Source organism: Pseudomonas alkylphenolica, assembly GCF_000746525.1.
GTDB lineage: Bacteria > Pseudomonadota > Gammaproteobacteria > Pseudomonadales > Pseudomonadaceae > Aquipseudomonas > Aquipseudomonas alkylphenolica.
Genome location: NZ_CP009048.1, coordinates 950556 through 969231, shown reverse-complemented (window position 1 = coordinate 969231; position 18676 = coordinate 950556). Strand labels below are relative to the sequence as shown.

The window sequence follows — 18676 nt, the reverse complement described above, 5'->3', positions numbered from 1 at the left end:
GATACCCATGCAACAGGCTGATTACATCATCATTGGTGCCGGTATCGCGGGCGCTTCCACCGGCTACTGGCTGGCCGCTCACGGCCGGGTGTTGCTGCTCGAACGCGAGTCGCAACCGGGCTATCACTCCACCGGGCGTTCGGCCGCACTGTATACCGCTGCTTATGGAACGCCGCAGGTGCGTGCCCTGACCCTGGCCAGCCGAGAGTTTTTCGATCATCCGCCGGCAGGCTTTGCCGAGCATCCGCTGCTCAGCCCGCGCGGGGAAATGACCGTCGACCTCACTGGCGATCCTGAAGAGCTGCAGCGTCAGTATCAAAGCGCCAAGGCCTGTGTGCCGGAAGTCGAACTGCTCAGCGCCGACCAGGCCTGCGCCCGTCTGCCGGTGCTACGCCGCGACAAAGTCCATGGCGCCCTGTACGACCCGAGCGCCAGCGACATCGACACCGATGCCCTGCACCAGGGCTACCTGCGCGGTATCCGCCGTCAGCAGGGTGAAGTGCACAGCGATTGCGAGGTCCAGCAACTGAGCCGCGATGACAAGGGGCTCTGGCAGGTGCAGACCAGCCGTGGCACCTTCAGCGCACCGGTGCTGATCAACGCCGCTGGCGCCTGGGCCGACCACATCGCTGTACTGGCCGGTGCGCAAGCGCTTGGCCTGCAGCCCAAACGTCGCGCGGCCTTCATCTTCGCCGGCCCCGAGGGCATCAACAGCCATGCCTGGCCGATGCTGGTCAGTCTCGACGAATCGTTCTACATGAAGCCCGACGCCGGCATGCTGCTCGGCTCGCCCGCCAATGCCGACCCGGTCGAACCCCATGACGTGCAGGCCGAAGAGCTGGACATTGCCATGGGCATCTACCAGATCGAAGAAGCCACCACTCTGAGCATTCGCCGGCCCACCCGCACCTGGGCCGGCCTACGCAGCTTCGTTACCGACGGTGATCTGGTGGCCGGTTTCGACCCACAGGTGCCCGGCCTGTTCTGGGTAGCGGCACAAGGTGGTTATGGCATCCAGACCTCGCCCGCCATGGGCCAGGCCAGCGCCGCCCTGGTGCGTGGCGAAGACCTGCCCGAGGCCCTCAAGGGCTTTGGCCTGAACGCCGCGATGCTTTCCCCGCGCCGCCTGCAGGGATGACGCGCCGCCGCGATTGCGGCACACTCGCAGCGCCCTTGTGCCAAGGGCGCTGACACCGCCTGGAGCCTGCCTGAATGTCGACCCCTCGCCCCGACCCTGTCCTGGACAACTACCGGGCCATCGCCGATGCCATTGCCACGCTGTTCTTCCCCCACGCCGAGGTGGTGCTGCACGACCTGCGCAACCAGAAAATCGACTACATCGCCAACAACCTGTCGAAACGCGAGATCGGTGATGATGCCGCGCTGGAAGACCTGCTCGAGACCGGCACCGATGAAACCAATATCGGCCCCTACGAGAAGCTCAACTGGGACGGGCAGAAGATCCGCTCGCTGAGCACCGTATTGCGCAATGAGGCGGGCACACCGCTGGCAGTGCTGTGCATCAACCTGAACATTTCCCTGTTCGAAAACGCCAGGGCCGCGCTGGACCTGTTCCTGTCGCCGAGCAAGCTGATTCCCCAGCCCGACGCGCTGTTTCGCGACGACTGGCAGGAGCGTATCAATACCTTCCTCAACAGCTGGCTACGCCAGCGCCAGTTGAGCCTGAACGTACTGACCCGCGAGCATAAACGCGAGCTGGTCCTGGCCCTGCACGCCGAGGGCGCGTTCAAGGGCAAGAGTGCGGCCAACTACGTGGCCAATGTGCTGGGGATGGGACGGGCGACGGTGTACAAGCACCTGAAGGAACTCAAGGCCTGAAAGCTTCAGGCCCTGAGCGCGGCGATCAATCGCCGTAGATGTCGGTCTTGAAGTACTTCGACTGAATCTTCTGGTACTCGCCGTTGGCGCGGATGTCGTCGATGGCTTTGTTGAGTTTGCTCACCAGCGCCTCGTTACCCTTGCGCACCGCGATCCCGGCACCTTCACCGACGTATTTCGGGTCCTTCAGCTCTGGACCGACGAAGGCATAGTCAGCACCGCGCGGCATCGACAGGAAATCATCCAGAGGGATGGTGTCGGCGAAAATCGCATCGACACGCCCGGATGCCAGGTCCATGTAGATCTCTTCGTTGTTGCTGTAGCGCTTGATGATGATGCCCTTGGGCTCCAGCACTTCGGTGGCGTAGCGATCGGTGGTGGTGGCGCGCTGCACACCCACGGTCTTGCCCTTGAGGCTGGCGTACTGGTCATCGACCGTGGCGCCCTTCTTCATCACCAGCCGCGATGAGGTGAAGTAGTACTTGTGGGTAAAGTCGACCGACTTCTTGCGCTCGTCAGTGATGGTCATCGACGACAAGGCCGCATCGATTTTCTTCACTTTCAGCGACGGGATCAGGCCGTCGAACTCCACCTCGTTCCACACGCATTTGACCTGCATCTGCGCGCACAAGGCATTGCCGATGTCGTAGTCGAAGCCAACGATCTCGCCTTTGTCGTTCTTCGAGGCAAAGGGTGGGTAAGCGGCTTCGATGCCAATGCGCAAGGTTTCTTCGGCGGCGAACAGGCTGCCGGCCATCAGGCTCAGGGCCAGACCGCTGATCAGGGTGAAGTTCTTCATGCTGGGTCTCTCTCGCTCGTTATTGGAGGTGTGTTGCAAGACAGAGGGAAAGGGGCAGGCACGCGACGGCCTGGAATTATTTTGTACTTATAATTCCATACTGGACTTTATTGTATAAAAACTCAACAGGCAAAAGCATCGCGGGGCAAGCCCGCTCCCACAGGATATTCACCATCCCTGTGGGAGCGGGCTTGCCCCGCGAAAAGGTCAACTACCAACGCCCCGCCGCGTCTTCATCACTCTGCTTGCCCTCGACCCAACGCGGGCCGTCACCGGTCTGTTCTTTCTTCCAGAACGGTGCGCGGGTCTTGAGGTAATCCATGATGAAATTGCAGGCATCAAACGCAGCCTGACGATGAGCACTGGCCACGCCAACAAAGACGATGGGTTCGCCGGGCTCGAGCGCGCCAATACGATGCAGAACCTCGACCTTGAGCAGCGGCCAGCGCTGCTCGGCCTCAACGACAATCTTGGCCAGGGCCTTTTCAGTCATGCCCGGATAGTGCTCCAGGAACATCCCCGCCACTTCCTGGCCGTCATTGAAGTCGCGCACGTAGCCAACAAAGCCGACCACCGCGCCAACACCGACATTGGCGGCATGCATGGCGTTGACTTCAACGCCCGGATCAAAGGCTTCAGTCTGGACACGAATGCTCATTTCAGCCTCCGGTCACGGGGGGGAAGAACGCCACTTCGTCGCCGTCTGTCACTGGCTCGTCAAGCTTGCAGAGTTCTTCGTTACGCGCGCACATCAGGTTCTGTTCGCTCAGAACTTCATGCTTGCCACCCTTGGCGACCAACGCCTTGCGCACGTCGTCCAGGGTAGCGAACGCACCTTCGAGTTTCTCGCTATCGACGCCCAGCGCTTCGCGGTAACGCGCGAAATACATCACCTTGATGCTCATTTCACGTCATCCGCCTGGTAATGGCCGCTTTTGCCGCCGAGCTTTTCCAGTACTCGCACACCGTCGATGATCATGCCGCGGTCAACCGCTTTGCACATGTCGTAGATGGTCAGCGCAGCGACGCTGGCGGCGGTCAGGGCTTCCATTTCCACGCCGGTCTGCCCGGCCAGTTTGCAGCGCGCGACGATATAGACAGTGTCGTTGCCTTCGGCGCTGAGCTCGACCTTGACGCTGGTCAGCATCAGCGGGTGGCACAACGGGATCAGGTCGCTGGTCTTCTTCGCCGCCTGGATACCGGCAATGCGGGCCACGGCGAAGACATCACCCTTGGGGTGCTCGCCATCGACAATCATCTGCAGGGTTTGCGGGAGCATGCGTACCCGCGCTTCGGCCACAGCCTCACGCGAGGTCACGGCTTTATCGGTAACGTCGACCATAGTGGCCCGACCTTGGGAATCGAGATGAGTCAGCACAGCCTTCCTCCTGTTCAGGAGTAAAGAGTGTAAACCCAAGGGTGCGGATGTCGCAGCGAAAAAAACCGGGCGGCAAGGCCGCCCGGTGGTTGTCGGTTACAGGTGCGTTTCGGCGTATTCGGCCAGAATCGAGCGCGGTACGCCCTGCAGGGTGATGTGCACGCCGTTGGGGAAGTCTTTGAAACGCTCGGTCAGGTAGGTCAGGCCCGAGCTGGTAGCGGACAGGTAAGGGGTGTCGATCTGCGCCAGGTTACCCAGGCAGATCACCTTCGAACCGGTACCGGCACGGGTGATGATAGTTTTCATCTGGTGCGGGGTAAGGTTCTGGCATTCGTCAATCAGGATCAGGCTTTGCTGGAAGCTGCGGCCGCGAATGTAGTTCAGCGATTTGAACTGCAGCGGCACCCGTTCAAGGATGTAGTCGACACTGCCATGGGTGTTTTCATCATCCATGTGCAGCGCTTCGAGGTTGTCGGTGATCGCCCCGAGCCAGGGCTCCATTTTCTCGGCTTCGGTGCCCGGCAAAAAGCCGATCTCCTGGTCCAGCCCCTGCACGCTGCGGGTGGCGATGATGCGCCGGTAACGCTTGCTGACCATGGTCTGCTCAATGGCGGCGGCCAGGGCGAGGATGGTTTTACCGGAACCGGCGGCGCCGGTCAGGTTGACCAGGTGAATGTCCGGATCAAGCAGCGCGAACAAGGCCAGGCTCTGATGGATGTCACGCGGTTTCAGGCCCCAGGCTTCCTGGTGCAACAGAGGCTCCTGGTGCAGGTCGAGCAACAGCAACTCGTCGTCTTTGATGCCCTTGATCCAGCCAACGAAGCCCTGCTCGTCAATGATGAACTCGTTGATGTGCACCGCCGGCAGGTTGTCGATCATTTGCACCCGGTGCCAGGTGCGGCCACGCTCCTGGCGGGTCTCGACCTTGCTGACCCGGTCCCAGAACGACCCGGTGACACTGTGATAGCCCTTGGACAACAGGGAAACGTCGTCAACCAGCTGGTCGGTGCTGTAGTCCTCGGCCGCGATCCCACAGGCGCGGGCCTTGAGGCGCATGTTGATGTCTTTGGTCACCAGCACCACATCCATGTCCTTGCGCCGGCTACGCAGCTCAAGCAACTGGTTGATGATGATGTTGTCGTTGAGGGTTTCCGGCAGCAGGCGGTTGGGCTCGTTGCGCGGGCTCATCAGGATGGACAGAAAGCCCTTGGGCCCGCTCTTGCCACGCTGGATTGGCACGCCCTGTTCAACGTCAGCTGGCGTGGCATCGCCCAGGGTCTGGTCGATCAGGCGGATGGCCTGGCGACATTCAGCGGCGATGGTGTGCTTTCCGGTCTTGAGTTTGTCGAGCTCCTCCAGCACCGTCATCGGTATGGCGACGTGGTGCTCCTCGAAATTGAGCAATGCGTTTGGATCGTGGATCAGTACATTGGTATCGAGCACATAAAGGATTGGCTGGTTGGAGGAAGTGGTGCGTCCTTGATCATCCATACTCGGTCACCTTTGTGGAAGCCATACAACGCAATACCTGAACGGTGCTGCGCCGTGAAGTGGCCGCCGGTTCTTCCCTGGTCCGCGTCGTTACGGGTGGGAAGCTGCCCTCACAGAAAATGGTGCCCAATGACGCCACCTGTGATGCAGGGTTCGGCGGTCTGTCTTCTTGATACCGCAAAACCCATGACCGGAAAAAGCATTTTTACGTATTTTTGAAGTTTATTTTTCGTGATGACACTTAGCCCTTGGCGCGGGGTCAAAGCACCGCTACAGTCATAAATCAGGCCCAGTGAATTGCGCGTAACATTTTCTTGCTGGACGCACAGTTCTCATCCTGATTTCAGCTTTTTCCGGCAAAATGCCGGCAATCTTCCCAACCAATACCGCTTTGTGCCGTCTGCTTGAGCAGCCAGGCCACGGCCTCCTGCGCTTTGGGTTGGGCGTCGTGAAACTGGATCAGCCCGCGGCGCCAGAGCAGCATCAGGGTCAGCACTCGTTGCGCCGATTGTTCGCCACTCAAGGCGCTCTGGTCCTGGGCATCGATATTCCACAACACCACCTGTAACCCCTGGCGGGCGAAGAAGTCCTGGCTGTCGGCCCGGCGCTGGCCATAGGGTGGCCGGAACAGCGGTACATACTGATCGGGCAGGTCCGCCTGCACCCGGGCCTGACTGCGCAACACCGATTGCTGCCAGTCCTGCCATTGCCCGTGGGAGCGGTACTGCCAGCCTTGAATCCCCACACACTGGCCTTTGTAGAGGGCGCGCAGGTCGGTCAGCGAGGTTTTGTCGCGGCGCATTTGCAGGCTGTTGCCGAGCACAAAAAAGGTGGCGCCGAGTTTCTGCCGGCGCAGATACTCGGTCAGGCCATCGGTGCCACCGCCGACCGGGCCGGGGCCAGCGTCGAAGGTCAGCATGAACAAGCGGTCATTGAGTTCAGCGCCGTTGCGCTCCAGCGCCGAGTAACGCTCGATCTCGCTGGCGATCTGCGGAAACAGCGCGGCTTTGCGCAACAACTCGTCCAGGTAGCGCTGATGGAATTCGCGGCTCGGTTCAGCCCAGCCGGCGTAGAAGGAATCGCTGGCCACGGTGAACTTCGCTGCCTGCTGGCGCAGCTCGGCCTGTCCGTCGATGGCATAACAGAACGAGGCATCCTGTTCGCAGGTTTGCTGGGCCAGGTCATAGTTGCGCCACAATTGCTGCCACAGACGCGCGCGCACCTGGTTGATCGACAGCAGATTGATCTGCTTGAGGCCCAGGCGTGCTGCCAGCGCCGGTTCGTCGAGCACTTCGCTGGCCGCAAGGGCCTGGGAAAAGCCAAGAATCTCGGCCCGCGAGGCGACATCGAACAGCGCCGGGCTGTCGAGTTGCTCTGGCCAGTAGCTACGGTCGAAGGTTGTCGGCGGCACAGGCGCGGCTTGCACCGCGGCAGTCAACAGTCCGGTCAGTAGTAGAAAAGCAATGCGCACGATCGAGCTCCCCGATTTCCTCGCCGCGCACTATAGCGTCAAGCGTCGGGATGGTCTGTGGCTATCAACGTCATAGCTGGAGATCAGCGCCCCCGCCCCGTAGAATCGGCGCCACGATTTCAGGAGCCCGACCGATGCTGACGGTGATTTCCCCCGCCAAGACCCTCGACTACGACACCCCGCCCGTGACCCAGCGCTACACCCAGCCGCAGTACCTGGATGATTCCCAGGAGCTGATCGTGCAGCTGCGCGAGCTGTCGCCGGCGCAGATCAGCGAGCTGATGCACCTCTCCGACAAGCTCGCCGGCCTCAATGCCGCGCGCTTCGGCAGCTGGACCCCGGCCTTCACCCCGGAAAACGCCAAGCAGGCGCTGCTGGCTTTCAAGGGTGATGTGTACACCGGGCTGGACGCCGAAAGCCTGAGCGAAGACGACTTCAGCTACGCCCAGGATCACCTGCGCATGCTCTCGGGGCTGTACGGGCTGCTGCGGCCGCTGGACCTGATGCAACCTTACCGCCTGGAAATGGGCACCAAGCTGGCCAACGCCCGCGGCAAGGACCTGTATGCCTTCTGGGGCACGCGCATCAGCGAATGGCTGAACCAGGCCCTGGCCGAGCAAGGCGACGACCTGCTGCTCAACCTTGCCAGCAACGAGTACTTCAGCGCGGTCAAACGCAACGCGCTCAAGGCACGGATCATCAACACCGAGTTTCGCGACTTCAAGAACGGCCAGTACAAGATCATCAGCTTCTACGCCAAGAAAGCCCGCGGGATGATGAGTCGCTTCGTGATCCAGGAACGCATCAACGATCCCGAGCAGCTCAAGCAGTTCGATGTGCAGGGCTACTACTACAGTGCCGAGCAATCGAAGCCGGACAATCTGGTGTTCCTGCGCGATCATCCGGACGAGTGAGTCGAACCGATGTAGGAGCGGATTTATCCGCGATGGACTGCAGAGCAGTCCCGATTTTTTGGGCCGCGTTGCGGCCCTTCGCGGATAAATCCGCTCCTACAGTTCTTCACTCCACGATCGACATGAATTTTGCGCAAAAAAAACCAGCCTCCCAGTTTTATTTCAAACTGCCATCAAGCCCATTCGTATTTTTTTGACGAAATTCAAAAAATAATTCCCGATACTGGCAATAAAACATCCCTCCCCGAGTTCGCCCTTTATATACAGGGACGAAACTGCCCAGTGCTATCAAATTGAAAGTAATGGCACTTCAATAATTATTTAAAAATCTTTCACACTCACTGAACTACCCTCGGAACTTATCCCCTCGCCCATCGCTCATAGCACCGGTAACGATTCTCGAGCATCGTGTAAGAGATGACCTACAACGAACCCAGGAGATCGGCGCCCTACAAAACTCGTCCCAGTGGTTGATTTCAAGGGATTTTATCCGCTTGAAAGAGCAAGCACTGCAGTATCCGGACACGGAACTGCAATAAAGACGGCTGCATTTAAGGGCACGTCCATAACTATTGGCCATTGGCTGCCAACTTTGAGTGCAGATTATTTTGCACTCCACATTTATATGCCTGCGCACGGTGAAGTGACATCTTTTTGCCACAACTCCGTTCGCCCGGACATTGCTGGTTAATCAACCCGGTCTGGCTCCGAAAGTTGAGCCGGCATGATAAACACATGAGGTGATAGCGATGCGTATCAGTATCTTTGGTTTGGGTTATGTGGGTGCAGTCTGTGCTGGCTGCCTGTCCGCACGGGGTCATGAAGTGATTGGCGTGGATGTTTCCAGCACCAAGATCGACCTGATCAACCAGGGCAAATCGCCAATTGTCGAACCCGGGCTTGAAGCACTCTTGCAACAGGGCATCGACACCGGCCGCCTGCGTGGCACCACCGACTTTGCCGCGGCGATCCGCGACAGCGACCTGTCGATGATCTGCGTTGGTACGCCAAGCAAGAAGAACGGCGATCTGGGCCTGGAGTACATCGAGTCGGTGTGCCGTGAAATCGGTTTCGTGCTGCGCGAAAAAGCCAGCCGCCACACCATCGTAGTACGCAGCACCGTGCTGCCGGGCACGGTGAAAAACGTGGTGATCCCGATTCTCGAAGACTGCTCCGGGAAAAAAGCCGGCGTCGATTTCGGCGTGGCAGTCAACCCTGAGTTCCTGCGTGAAAGCACCGCGATCAAGGATTACGACCAGCCACCGATGACGGTCATCGGCGAACTGGACAAGGCCAGCGGCGACGTCCTGCAATCGCTGTATGAAGAACTCGACGCACCGATCATCCGCAAGGACATCGAAGTGGCCGAGATGATCAAGTACACCTGCAACGTCTGGCACGCGGCGAAAGTGACCTTCGCCAACGAGATCGGCAACATCGCCAAGGCGGTCGGTGTCGATGGCCGCGAAGTGATGGACGTGGTTTGCCAGGACAAAGCCCTGAACCTGTCGCAGTACTACATGCGCCCGGGCTTTGCCTTCGGCGGTTCGTGCCTGCCCAAGGACGTACGCGCCCTGACCTACCGCGCCAGCAGCCTGGACGTGAAGGCGCCACTGCTCAACTCGCTGATGACCAGCAACGAGTCCCAGGTGCAGAACGCCTTCGACATCATCGAAAGCCACGACAAGCGCAAGGTCGCCCTGCTCGGCCTGAGCTTCAAGGCCGGCACCGACGACCTGCGCGAAAGCCCGCTGGTGGAACTGGCCGAGCGCCTGATCGGCAAAGGCTACGAGCTGAACATCTACGACAGCAACGTCGAGTACGCCCGCGTCCACGGGGCGAACAAGGATTACATCGAGTCGAAGATCCCGCACGTCTCCTCCTTGCTCAACGCCAACTTCGACCAGGTCATCCACCACGCCGATGTGATCGTCCTGGGCAACCGCGACGAGAAGTTCCGCGCCCTCGCCCAGCAAGCGCCGGAAGGCAAACAGGTCATCGACCTGGTCGGGTTCATGAACAAGGCCAGCTCGCCGGCCACCCGCACCGAAGGTATCTGCTGGTAACCCGGCAGGTTGCGCGGGGCCTTCGGGCCTTGCGCACCACCCTACTCTCCTCACTGGATACGGATGCAGAACATGCAAAGGCTCAAGCACGGCCTGCTACAGGTCGCCGGTTGGCTGTTCTACGTGAGCCTGCTCATGTTGATCGCCCTGGCCTTGCCCAACTCCATTTTCGACCCCGACTCGAAGGACTTCATTTTCCTCGTCGGTGCCGTCGGTATCTGGCGCTATTCCATGGGTGCCACGCACTTTGTGCGCGGCATGCTGTTTCTCTATGTGGTCTATCCGCTGCTGCGGCGCAAGGTGCGCAAGCTCGGCAGCGCCGCTGCCCCGTCGCATGTCTACCTGATGGTCACCAGCTTTCGCATCGACGCGCTGACCACCGCCCAGGTCTACAGCTCAGTGATCCGCGAGGCGATCGACTGCGGCTACCCGACCACGGTGGTCTGCTCGCTGGTGGAAATGTCCGACGAGCTGCTGGTGAAGAGCCTCTGGGAAAAATTCAATCCGCCAGACCGTGTCACCCTGGACTTCGTGCGTATCGCCGGGACCGGCAAGCGTGACGGCCTGGCTTACGGCTTTCGTGCCATCTCCCGCCACCTGCCGGACCAGAATGCCGTGGTTGCGGTGATCGACGGCGATACCGTGCTCGGTGAAGGCGTAGTGCGCAAGACCGTGCCGTGGTTCAAGTTGTTCGGCAATGTCGGCGGCCTGACCACCAACGAATTCTGCGAAGTGCGCGGCGGCTACATCATGAGCGAGTGGCACAAGCTGCGCTTCGCCCAGCGCCACATCAACATGTGTTCGATGGCCCTGTCCAAGCGCGTGCTGACCATGACCGGGCGCATGTCGGTGTTCCGCGCCGCGGTAGTGACCAACCCCGAATTCATCGCCGACGTCGAAAACGACTCGCTGCAGCACTGGCGTCTTGGCCGTTTCAAGTTCCTCACCGGTGACGACAAGTCCAGCTGGTTCAGCCTCATGCGCCTGGGCTACGACACCTTCTACGTGCCGGACGCGGCGATCAACACGGTCGAGCACCCGCCGGAAAAAAGTTTCATCAAGGCCAGCCGCAAACTGATGTACCGCTGGTACGGCAACAACCTGCGCCAGAACTCGCGGGCCCTGGGCCTGGGTATCCGCCGTCTGGGGCTGTTCACCAGCGTGGTGCTGTTCGACCAGCGCGTGTCGATGTGGACCAGTTTGCTTGGCCTGACCGTTGCGCTGATTGCCAGCCTGAAATTCGGCCCGGCGTTCCTCCTGGTGTACCTGCTGTGGATCGGCATCACCCGCCTGATCCTGACGTTCATGCTGCTGTGCTCGGGCCACAACATCGGCCCGGCCTACCCACTGATCCTTTATTACAACCAGATCGTCGGCGCGATCATGAAGATCTACGTGTTCTTCCGCCTCGACAAGCAGTCCTGGACGCGCCAGCCGACTGCCCTCAAACGCGACCTCGCCAGCTTTCAACAATGGTTCAACACCTGGTCCTCCCGGACCATGACCTTCTCGGCGGCCAGCATCTTCATTGCTGTGCTGTTCATGGTCGTGTGAGCCGGAAACCGATTGGATTAAACAGGAACAAATCGCCATGAATACCGCCGTGAACGTCAATGTCGTGCATGAGTCCGAAGCCCAGCGCCAGCACGCCCGGGTGCGTATCCCGGCCAAGTTGCGTTACCTGGGCAGCAGCCGCGAAACCCTGGAAGTGAAGATCGACGACCTGTCCGCCGGGGGCTTGAGCTTCCATGCCAAGCAGCCGTTGAAAGTCGGCGAGGTGTCACGCGGGCGCTTGCAGTTCACCGTCGACAAGCTCGGCCTGGCCATGGACATCGAGTTCCAGGTGCGCTCCTTCGACCCGTCCAGCGGCCGTACTGGCGTGCAGTTCCAGAACCTTGAGCCGCGCGACATCGCCACCCTGCGCCACATCATCACTTCGCACTTGTCGGGCGAGCTGATCACCGCTGGCGATGTGCTCAGTACCCTGCAACGCGACAATTTCACCAAGGCGCGCAAACACAAAGATGCCAACGGCGGCATGAGCGCCTTCAGCCGCCTGCGCGCAGTGACCTTCAGCCTCGGCGTGTTTGTGGTTGGCGTGGCGGCGTTCGGCTTCATCGCCAAGTCGGTGTACGGCCTGTACTTCGTCAGCCATGCCCAGGCCGGTGTGGTCAGCGTGCCAACCACCAACGTCACCATGCCTCGCGACGGCACCGTGCAAGGCCTGGTCGAGAGTGGTGGGCAGATCGTCAAAGGTGCGCCGCTGGCTTCGTTCAGCACCAGCATGCTGGACATGCTCAAGGGCCACCTGGACGACCAGCAGCTTGAACCGAGCAAGGTCGAAGAGCTGTTCGGCAAACAGATGAGCGGCACCCTGACCAGCCCTTGCGATTGCGTAGTCGCCCGCCAACTGGTGGATGACGGCCAGTACGCGAGCAAAGGCCAGGTGATCTTCCAGCTGATTCCGCGCACGGTTAATCCGAACGTCGAGGCGCGCTTCAGTTATCGCCAGTTCGACGACGTCCAGCCGGGTACCCGGGTCAACTTCCAGATCGCTGGCGAAGACCAATGGCGCACAGGCCAGATCGTCAGCAGCACCAGCCTGAACAGCGAAGACCTGTCTTCGGACATTCGCGTGCAGATCAAACCCGAAGGCGCACTGCCCAGCGAACTGGCTGGCCGCCCGGTGGCGGTGGACAGCAACCGTGGCCCGTCGCTGGACTGGCTGATCGACAAAGCCATGGCCCGTGGGCTTTAAGAGGATCTGCCCATGAATCTTGCCAATTACCCTGTGGGAGCGGGCTTGCCCCGCGATAACCGTAGACGCTTTACTGACTTCATCGCGGGGCAAGCCCGCTCCCACCTGTGCCTGACCCTGGTCATCAGCCTGGCTGGTTGCGCCGGTCTGCCCGACCAGCGCCTGGCCAACGAAGCGCTCAAGCGCGGCGACACCGCCCTGGCCGAACAGAACTACCGGCAACTGGCCGACCTCGGTTACAGCGAAGCCCAGGTCGGTCTGGCCGATATCCAGATGGAAACCCGCGACCCGGCCAAGCTCAAGCAAGCCGAAGCGACCTACCGCGCCGCCGCCGATATCTCGCCACGTGCCCAGGCTCGCCTTGGCCGTCTGCTGGCCGCCAAACCGGATGCTTCTGACGCTGAGCGCCAGGAAGCCGAAACCCTGCTCAAGAAAGCCTTCGCCAATGGCGAAGGCAACACCCTGATCCCGCTGGCGATGCTCTACCTGCAATACCCGCAGAGTTTCCCCAGCACCCATGCGCAACAGCAGATCGATCAATGGCGCGCCGCTGGTTACCCGGAAGCGGGCCTGGCCCAGATTCTGCTGTACCGCACTCAGAACACCTATGACCAGCACCTGGCCGAGGTCGAGCGAATCTGCAAAGCCGCACTGACGACCACCGACATCTGCTACGTCGAGCTGGCCACCGTATACCAGAAACGCGGCCAGGCTGATCAACAAGCCGCGCTGCTCGAACAGCTGAAAAGCGCTTACCAGCGCGGTGCGATTCCGGCCACGCGGGTCGACAGCACGGCCCGCGTACTGGCTGACCGCAGCCTGGGCCAGACCGACGAAAAAACCGCGCAAGCCTTGCTGGAGCAGGTCGCGCCGGTCAATCCGGGTTCCTGGGTCAGCCTCGCGCAACTGCTCTATGACTTCCCCGAGCTGGGTGACACCGACAAGCTGATGGCGTACATCGACAAGGGCCGCGCCGCTGAACAGCCTCGCGCAGAACTGTTGCTCGGTCGCCTGTACTACGAAGGCAAGACCGTTCCCGCTGATGCACAGCAGGCTGAAACCCATCTGCTCAGCGCCGCCAATGCCGGTGAAGTGAGTGCCCATTACTACCTCGGCCAGCTCTATCGCCGTGGTTACCTGGGCAACGTCGATCCGCAGAAAGCCGTCGACCACCTGCTCAGCGCCGCCCGCGGCGGCCAGCTCAGCGCCGACTATGCCCTGGCCCAGTTGTTCAGCGAAGGCCATGGCATCCGCCAGGACCTGGTCAACGCCTGGGTCTTCAGCCAACTGGCACAAGCCAACCCCAGCGACCAATCGCGTGAGCTGGCCGCCCAGCTCGACCAGCAACTCACTCCAGCGCAGAAGGCCCAGGCCGAGCGCCTGTTGCAGCAAGAGCGCCAGGCCCGTGGCGCCATTGGCCAGGGCGCAGGTGCCCTGGCTTTGCAGGCTGTGCAACAACCCGTAGAAGGCGAGGACTCCCTATGACACTCAACCCGTGGATGAAAGCCGGCCTCGGCCTTGGCTTCGCCCTGCTCTGGTCGTGCCCGACCCTGGCGGCGATGACCGCTGAAAAGAACTTCGGTCTGGACGTAAAAATCACCGCCCAGTCCGAAGACGACCGCGACCTCGGCACCCGCTCCGGCGGTGACGTCAACGGCATGGGTCTGGACCTGCGCCCCTGGGTCTATGGCGAGCGCGGCAACTGGAGCGCCTTCGCCATGGGCCAGGCGGTAGCCGCTACCGACATCATCGAGACCGACACCCTGCGCCAGTCCGGTGATGAAGCCGAATCTGACAACAGCAGCGCCGATGGCCGCGAAGCCGACAAGAGCTACCTGGCGATGCGTGAATTCTGGGTCGGCTACAGCGGCCTGACCGCCTACCCCGGCGAACAGCTGCGTTTCGGTCGCCAGCGCCTGCGCAACGACGACGGCATGTGGCGCGACACCAACATCGAAGCGCTGAACTGGACCTTCGACACCACCCTGCTACGCGCCAACCTCGGCGTCGCCGAACGCTTCAGTGAGTACCGCACCGACCTCACCGAGCTGGCCCCGGAAGACAAGGACCGCCTGCACGTCTACGGCGATGTCGCCACCCAGTGGACGCCTGGGCACTGGGTCGGCCTGCGCGCCCACCACACCCACGACGACGGCAACCTGAAAAGCCCCGGCGAAACCGTCGATGCGCTGGACAAGACCCGCACCGGCGACCTCACCTGGCTGGGCCTTGAGGCCAACAGCGACGCCTACAACTGGCGCAACCAGAACCGCGTCAACTACTGGGGCAGCGTGACCTGGCTGACCGGCGATCGCGACAGCCTCAACACCACCACGGTCAACGGTGAACAGGTTGCCAGCGGCAAGCAGAGCGGCGACGTCAACGCCTGGGCCACCGACCTCGGTATCCGCTTGCGCCTTGACCCCAACTGGCAGGTCGGTGCCGCCTATGCCCGCGGCAGCGGCGGTGGTGGTAGCGACGGTTCGGGCAATTACGAGCAGACCGGCCTGGAGAGCAACCGCTCCAACTTCACCGGCACCCGTTCGCGCGTACACCGCTTCGGCGAAGCGTTCCGTGGCGAGTTGGGCAACCTCCAGGCCGCGACCCTGTTCACCTCCTGGCAGCTGCGCGACGACTACGACGCCAGCCTGATCTACCACAAATTCTGGCGCGTCGATGGCGACCAGAACATCGGCAGCAGCGGCATCAACGCGGTGGTCGAGGACAACGGCATCAACCGTCCGCTGATCCAGGGCGAGAAAGACCTTGGCCAGGAAATGGACGTGGTGGTCACCAAGTACTTCAAGCAGGGCCTGTTGCCCGCCTCCTTGAGCCAGTCGGTCGACGAGCCGTCGGCGCTGGTGCGCTTGCGTGCCGGGGTGTTCAAGCCGGGAGATGCCTATGGCAAGGACACCGACTCGTACATGCACCGCGCCTTCGTCGACGTGATCTGGCGCTTCTGATGCCTGGAGTGCACTGATATGAGCCTTCAATCGAACACTCTGCAGCGCTTGCTGGCCGGCAGCCTGCTGCTGGCCAGCAGCATCGCCCTGGCCAACGGTCAGGCGCCGGTTCCGCTGGCCAAAGGGCTGCAACAGGCCAAGACCTATACGGTCAGTAGCGCGCCGATCGAACCGCTGCAGATTCCGCCGCCGACCCTGCCCGACCTGTCCGGCTATACCGCAGAAGCCGTGCAGAAGAAAATCGAGCGCACGCACAAAGGCAAGGTCTCAGTGCGGCGCATGCTGCAGGAAAATGCGCTCAAGGAGTTCATCGGCGGCGACAACAAGATGGCCGAATGGGTGGCGCGTCAGCACGGCATCCCGCAGGCGATCTTCATCGATGACGGCCATGTCGATTTCACCGAGCTGAGCAAGCGCGTGCCCAAGCAGTACCTGAGCGAAACCTCGCCAGGCGTGTACCTGGCGCGCCTGCCGATCGTGGTCGGTGCCAAGGGCGTGCTGGAGATCGACGCCAAGGTCAAGGAACTGCGCCTGTCCCAGGAAGGCGGCTCGTTCATCGTCAACGACGGCAAACTGTTCGTCACCGATACCAAGGTGACCGGCTGGCGCGAGAAGGACAACGGCCCGGCGACGTTCCGTTCGCCCAACGAGTTCCGCCCGTTCCTGCTGTCCTGGGGCGGCACCGAGACTTATATCGTCAACAGCCAGATGGCCAGCTTCGGCTACGCCAAGAGTAAGTCCTACGGGGTGAGCATTTCCCAGTACACGCCGAACATGGCCAAGCAGATGGGCCGCGCGGAACCTACTGGCTGGATCATCGGGTCAGAATTCAGCGACATGTGGTACGGCTTCTACTGCTACGAAACCAGCGACTTCGTGGTCAAGGACAGCACCTACCGCGACAACATCGTCTACGGCATCGACCCGCACGACCGTTCGCATCGGCTGATCATCGCCGGCAACACCGTGTACGGGACGAAAAAGAAGCACGGCATCATCGTCTCCCGCGAGGTCAACGACAGCTGGATCATCAACAACAAGAGCTATGACAACAAGCTCTCGGGCGTGGTGATCGACCGTAACAGCGTCAACAACCTGATCGCCTACAACGAGATTTACCGCAACCACACCGACGGCATCACCTTGTACGAGAGCGGCGACAACCTGATCTGGGGCAACAAGCTGATCAACAACCGCCGCCACGGCATTCGCGTGCGCAACAGCGTCAACATCCGTCTGTACGAAAACGTCGCCATGGCCAACGGCCTGGTCGGCGTGTACGGGCACATCAAGGACCTCTCCGACACCGACCGCGACATCGCCCTCGACCCGTTCGACACCAAGGTCTCGCTGATCGTCGTCGGTGGTGAGCTGGCGGCCAACGGCAGCGGCCCGTTGTCGATCGACTCACCGTTGAGCGTGGAACTGTACCGGGTCTCGATGCTGGCCCCGAGCAAAGCTAGCGGCATCAGCTTTTCCGGGGTGCTGGGTGAGCGTCAGGACGAGATCCTCGACCTGATGGTGCGCCAGCAGAAAGCCGTATTGATCGACCCGGTCGAGCGCCAGACCGAAATGGCGGATTAAGGAAGCCACGACATGACTCCACATCTGATGAAACTGCTGGGCCTGAGCGCTGCCTTACTGGCGATCAGCAACAGCGCGCACGCCGACACCGTACAAGCGCCGACCTTCAGCGCCGAACCCTGCTGCCAGTTGTGCCCCGAAGCGCACGACGCCAGCCGCTACACCACGCGCTATCAGCAGAACTTCACCACCCTGGTGCAGGCCCAGGGTGACTGGCTGTTCCGTACCCGCGAGGATCTGCGCACCGAGTTCCAGACCACCCCCGCCGGCTACAAGCGCCTGCAGCAGCTGCATGACGCCTTCAAGGCACGCGGCATCGAATTGGTGGTGGTCTACCAGCCGACCCGTGGCCTGGTGAACCGCAACATGCTCAAGCCAGCGGAGAAAGCCGCGTTCAACTACGAGAAAGCCCTGGGCAACTACCAGGCGATGCTCGCCCGCTTCAGCAAGATGGGCTACAACGTGCCCGACCTGTCGCCGCTGACCAACGAACAACTGGCCGCCGCCGACCAGGGCAAGGACTTCTACTTCCGTGGTGACCAGCACTGGACGCCCTATGGCGCCGAGCGTGCGGCGAAGATCGTCGCCGACACCGTGCACAAGATGCCGGCCTTCGCCGACATCCCACGGCGCGAGTTCGAAAGCCACAAGTCCGGGCGCATGGGCAAGACCGGCACCCTGCACAACGTCGCCGGGCAACTGTGCGGTACCAGTTACGCGGTGCAGTACATGGACCAGTTCGTCACCGAGCCCAAGGGCGAAAGTGGCAGCGACGACCTGTTCGGCGATTCCGCCAATCCAAAAATCACCCTGGTCGGCACCAGCCACAGCGGCAAGAACTACAACTTCTCCGGTTTCCTCGAACAGTACATCGGTGCCGACGTGCTCAACGTCGCCTTCCCTGGCGGCGGTCTGGAAGGCTCGATGATCCAGTACCTGGGCAGCGACGACTTCAAGAACAACCCGCCGAAGATCCTCATCTGGGAATTCTCGCCGCTGTATCGCCTGGACCAGGAAACCATCTGGCGGCAGATGCTCGCCCTGCTCGACAACGGCTGTGAAGGCAAGCCGGCACAGCTGCATGCCAGTGCCACGCTCAAGCCGGGCAAGAACGAACTGATGGTCAACGGCAAGGGCGGCGTGATCAAGGACCTGACCAATGGCCGTCACCAGTTGGACTTCAAGTTCGAAGACACCTCGGTCAAGGTACTGCAGGCCACGCTCTGGTACCTGAACGGCCGTCATGAAGACGTGAAAATCGAAAAGCCGGAAACCTCCGACACCGATGGCCGCTTCGCTTTCCAGCTGCGCGAAGACGAGGACTGGGCCAGCCAGACCTTGCTCGCAGTGGAAGTCCAGGGCCCGGAGAGCGGCACCCAGAAAGTCGAAGCGACGCTGTGCAAACGTACTTGA

At 61.3% G+C, this 18676-nt stretch carries 16 protein-coding genes; 10 read left to right on the top strand and 6 right to left on the bottom strand.

Translation table 11 applies throughout. The annotated features are described in order from the left end of the window. Positions 1–7: 7 nt before the first annotated feature. Together PSAKL28_RS04545 and PSAKL28_RS04540 are read left to right on the top strand one after the other, a co-directional pair. Positions 8–1138 (top strand): NAD(P)/FAD-dependent oxidoreductase, encoded by a 1131-nt coding sequence (locus PSAKL28_RS04545; RefSeq protein ID WP_038607130.1) that lies wholly within the window; start codon positions 8–10, stop codon positions 1136–1138. 74 nt (positions 1139–1212) lie between these two features. Continuing rightward, complete coding sequence (locus PSAKL28_RS04540) at positions 1213–1839, top strand: helix-turn-helix transcriptional regulator (RefSeq protein ID WP_038607127.1); 627 nt, start codon at positions 1213–1215, stop codon at positions 1837–1839. Positions 1840–1864: 25 nt separating this feature from the next. Here PSAKL28_RS04540 and aotJ read toward each other — a convergent pair whose 3' ends face one another. From aotJ to PSAKL28_RS04510, 6 genes are all read right to left on the bottom strand, one after another. Then, positions 1865–2638, bottom strand: coding sequence for an L-arginine-binding protein AotJ (gene aotJ / locus PSAKL28_RS04535; protein WP_038607124.1), 774 nt, complete (start codon positions 2636–2638; stop codon positions 1865–1867). A 211-nt stretch (positions 2639–2849) separates the two neighbouring features. Then, positions 2850–3296 carry a molybdopterin synthase catalytic subunit MoaE gene (gene moaE, locus PSAKL28_RS04530; protein ID WP_038607121.1) on the bottom strand — a complete coding sequence of 149 codons (447 nt, stop codon included), beginning with the start codon at positions 3294–3296 and terminating at the stop codon, positions 2850–2852. A 1-nt stretch (position 3297) separates the two neighbouring features. Beyond that, on the bottom strand, positions 3298–3543 hold the full coding sequence (gene moaD / locus PSAKL28_RS04525) for a molybdopterin converting factor subunit 1 (RefSeq protein ID WP_038607119.1): 246 nt from the start codon (positions 3541–3543) through the stop codon (positions 3298–3300). Beyond that, the gene (gene moaC / locus PSAKL28_RS04520; protein WP_038607116.1) at positions 3540–4016 is read right to left on the bottom strand and encodes a cyclic pyranopterin monophosphate synthase MoaC; all 477 of its coding nucleotides are present in this window, start codon (positions 4014–4016) and stop codon (positions 3540–3542) included. The genes moaD and moaC overlap by 4 nt, the downstream gene beginning before the upstream one ends. A gap of 96 nt (positions 4017–4112) precedes the next feature. After that, on the bottom strand, positions 4113–5507 hold the full coding sequence (locus tag PSAKL28_RS04515; RefSeq protein WP_038607114.1) for a PhoH family protein: 1395 nt from the start codon (positions 5505–5507) through the stop codon (positions 4113–4115). Positions 5508–5850: 343 nt separating this feature from the next. After that, positions 5851–6978: a polysaccharide deacetylase family protein gene (locus PSAKL28_RS04510; RefSeq protein ID WP_038607112.1), complete on the bottom strand. Its 1128-nt coding sequence runs from the start codon at positions 6976–6978 to the stop codon at positions 5851–5853. A 134-nt stretch (positions 6979–7112) separates the two neighbouring features. Here PSAKL28_RS04510 and yaaA point away from each other — a divergent pair, with 134 nt between their 5' ends. The 8 genes from yaaA to PSAKL28_RS04470 all read left to right on the top strand — a co-directional run bounded on the left by yaaA (position 7113) and on the right by PSAKL28_RS04470 (position 18676). Beyond that, positions 7113–7892 (top strand): peroxide stress protein YaaA, encoded by a 780-nt coding sequence (yaaA, locus tag PSAKL28_RS04505; RefSeq protein WP_038607110.1) that lies wholly within the window; start codon positions 7113–7115, stop codon positions 7890–7892. A 749-nt stretch (positions 7893–8641) separates the two neighbouring features. Beyond that, a complete protein-coding gene (algD, locus tag PSAKL28_RS04500) occupies positions 8642–9958 on the top strand; it encodes a GDP-mannose 6-dehydrogenase (RefSeq protein ID WP_038607108.1) in 1317 nt (438 codons plus the stop codon). Positions 9959–10021: 63 nt separating this feature from the next. After that, a complete protein-coding gene (alg8, locus tag PSAKL28_RS04495; RefSeq protein ID WP_174446936.1) occupies positions 10022–11512 on the top strand; it encodes a mannuronan synthase in 1491 nt (496 codons plus the stop codon). A gap of 37 nt (positions 11513–11549) precedes the next feature. Beyond that, a complete protein-coding gene (locus tag PSAKL28_RS04490; RefSeq protein WP_038607106.1) occupies positions 11550–12716 on the top strand; it encodes an alginate biosynthesis protein Alg44 in 1167 nt (388 codons plus the stop codon). A 12-nt stretch (positions 12717–12728) separates the two neighbouring features. Continuing rightward, entirely contained in the window at positions 12729–14201 is a 1473-nt protein-coding gene (gene algK / locus PSAKL28_RS04485; RefSeq protein WP_257011851.1) for an alginate biosynthesis TPR repeat lipoprotein AlgK, read from the top strand. Continuing rightward, positions 14198–15679, top strand: a complete 1482-nt coding sequence (locus PSAKL28_RS04480; RefSeq protein WP_038607104.1) for an alginate export family protein — start codon at positions 14198–14200, stop codon at positions 15677–15679. The genes algK and PSAKL28_RS04480 overlap by 4 nt, the downstream gene beginning before the upstream one ends. An 18-nt stretch (positions 15680–15697) precedes the next feature. Then, positions 15698–17263: a mannuronan 5-epimerase AlgG gene (gene algG / locus PSAKL28_RS04475; protein ID WP_038607101.1), complete on the top strand. Its 1566-nt coding sequence runs from the start codon at positions 15698–15700 to the stop codon at positions 17261–17263. A gap of 12 nt (positions 17264–17275) precedes the next feature. After that, entirely contained in the window at positions 17276–18676 is a 1401-nt protein-coding gene (locus PSAKL28_RS04470; protein ID WP_038607099.1) for an alginate O-acetyltransferase, read from the top strand.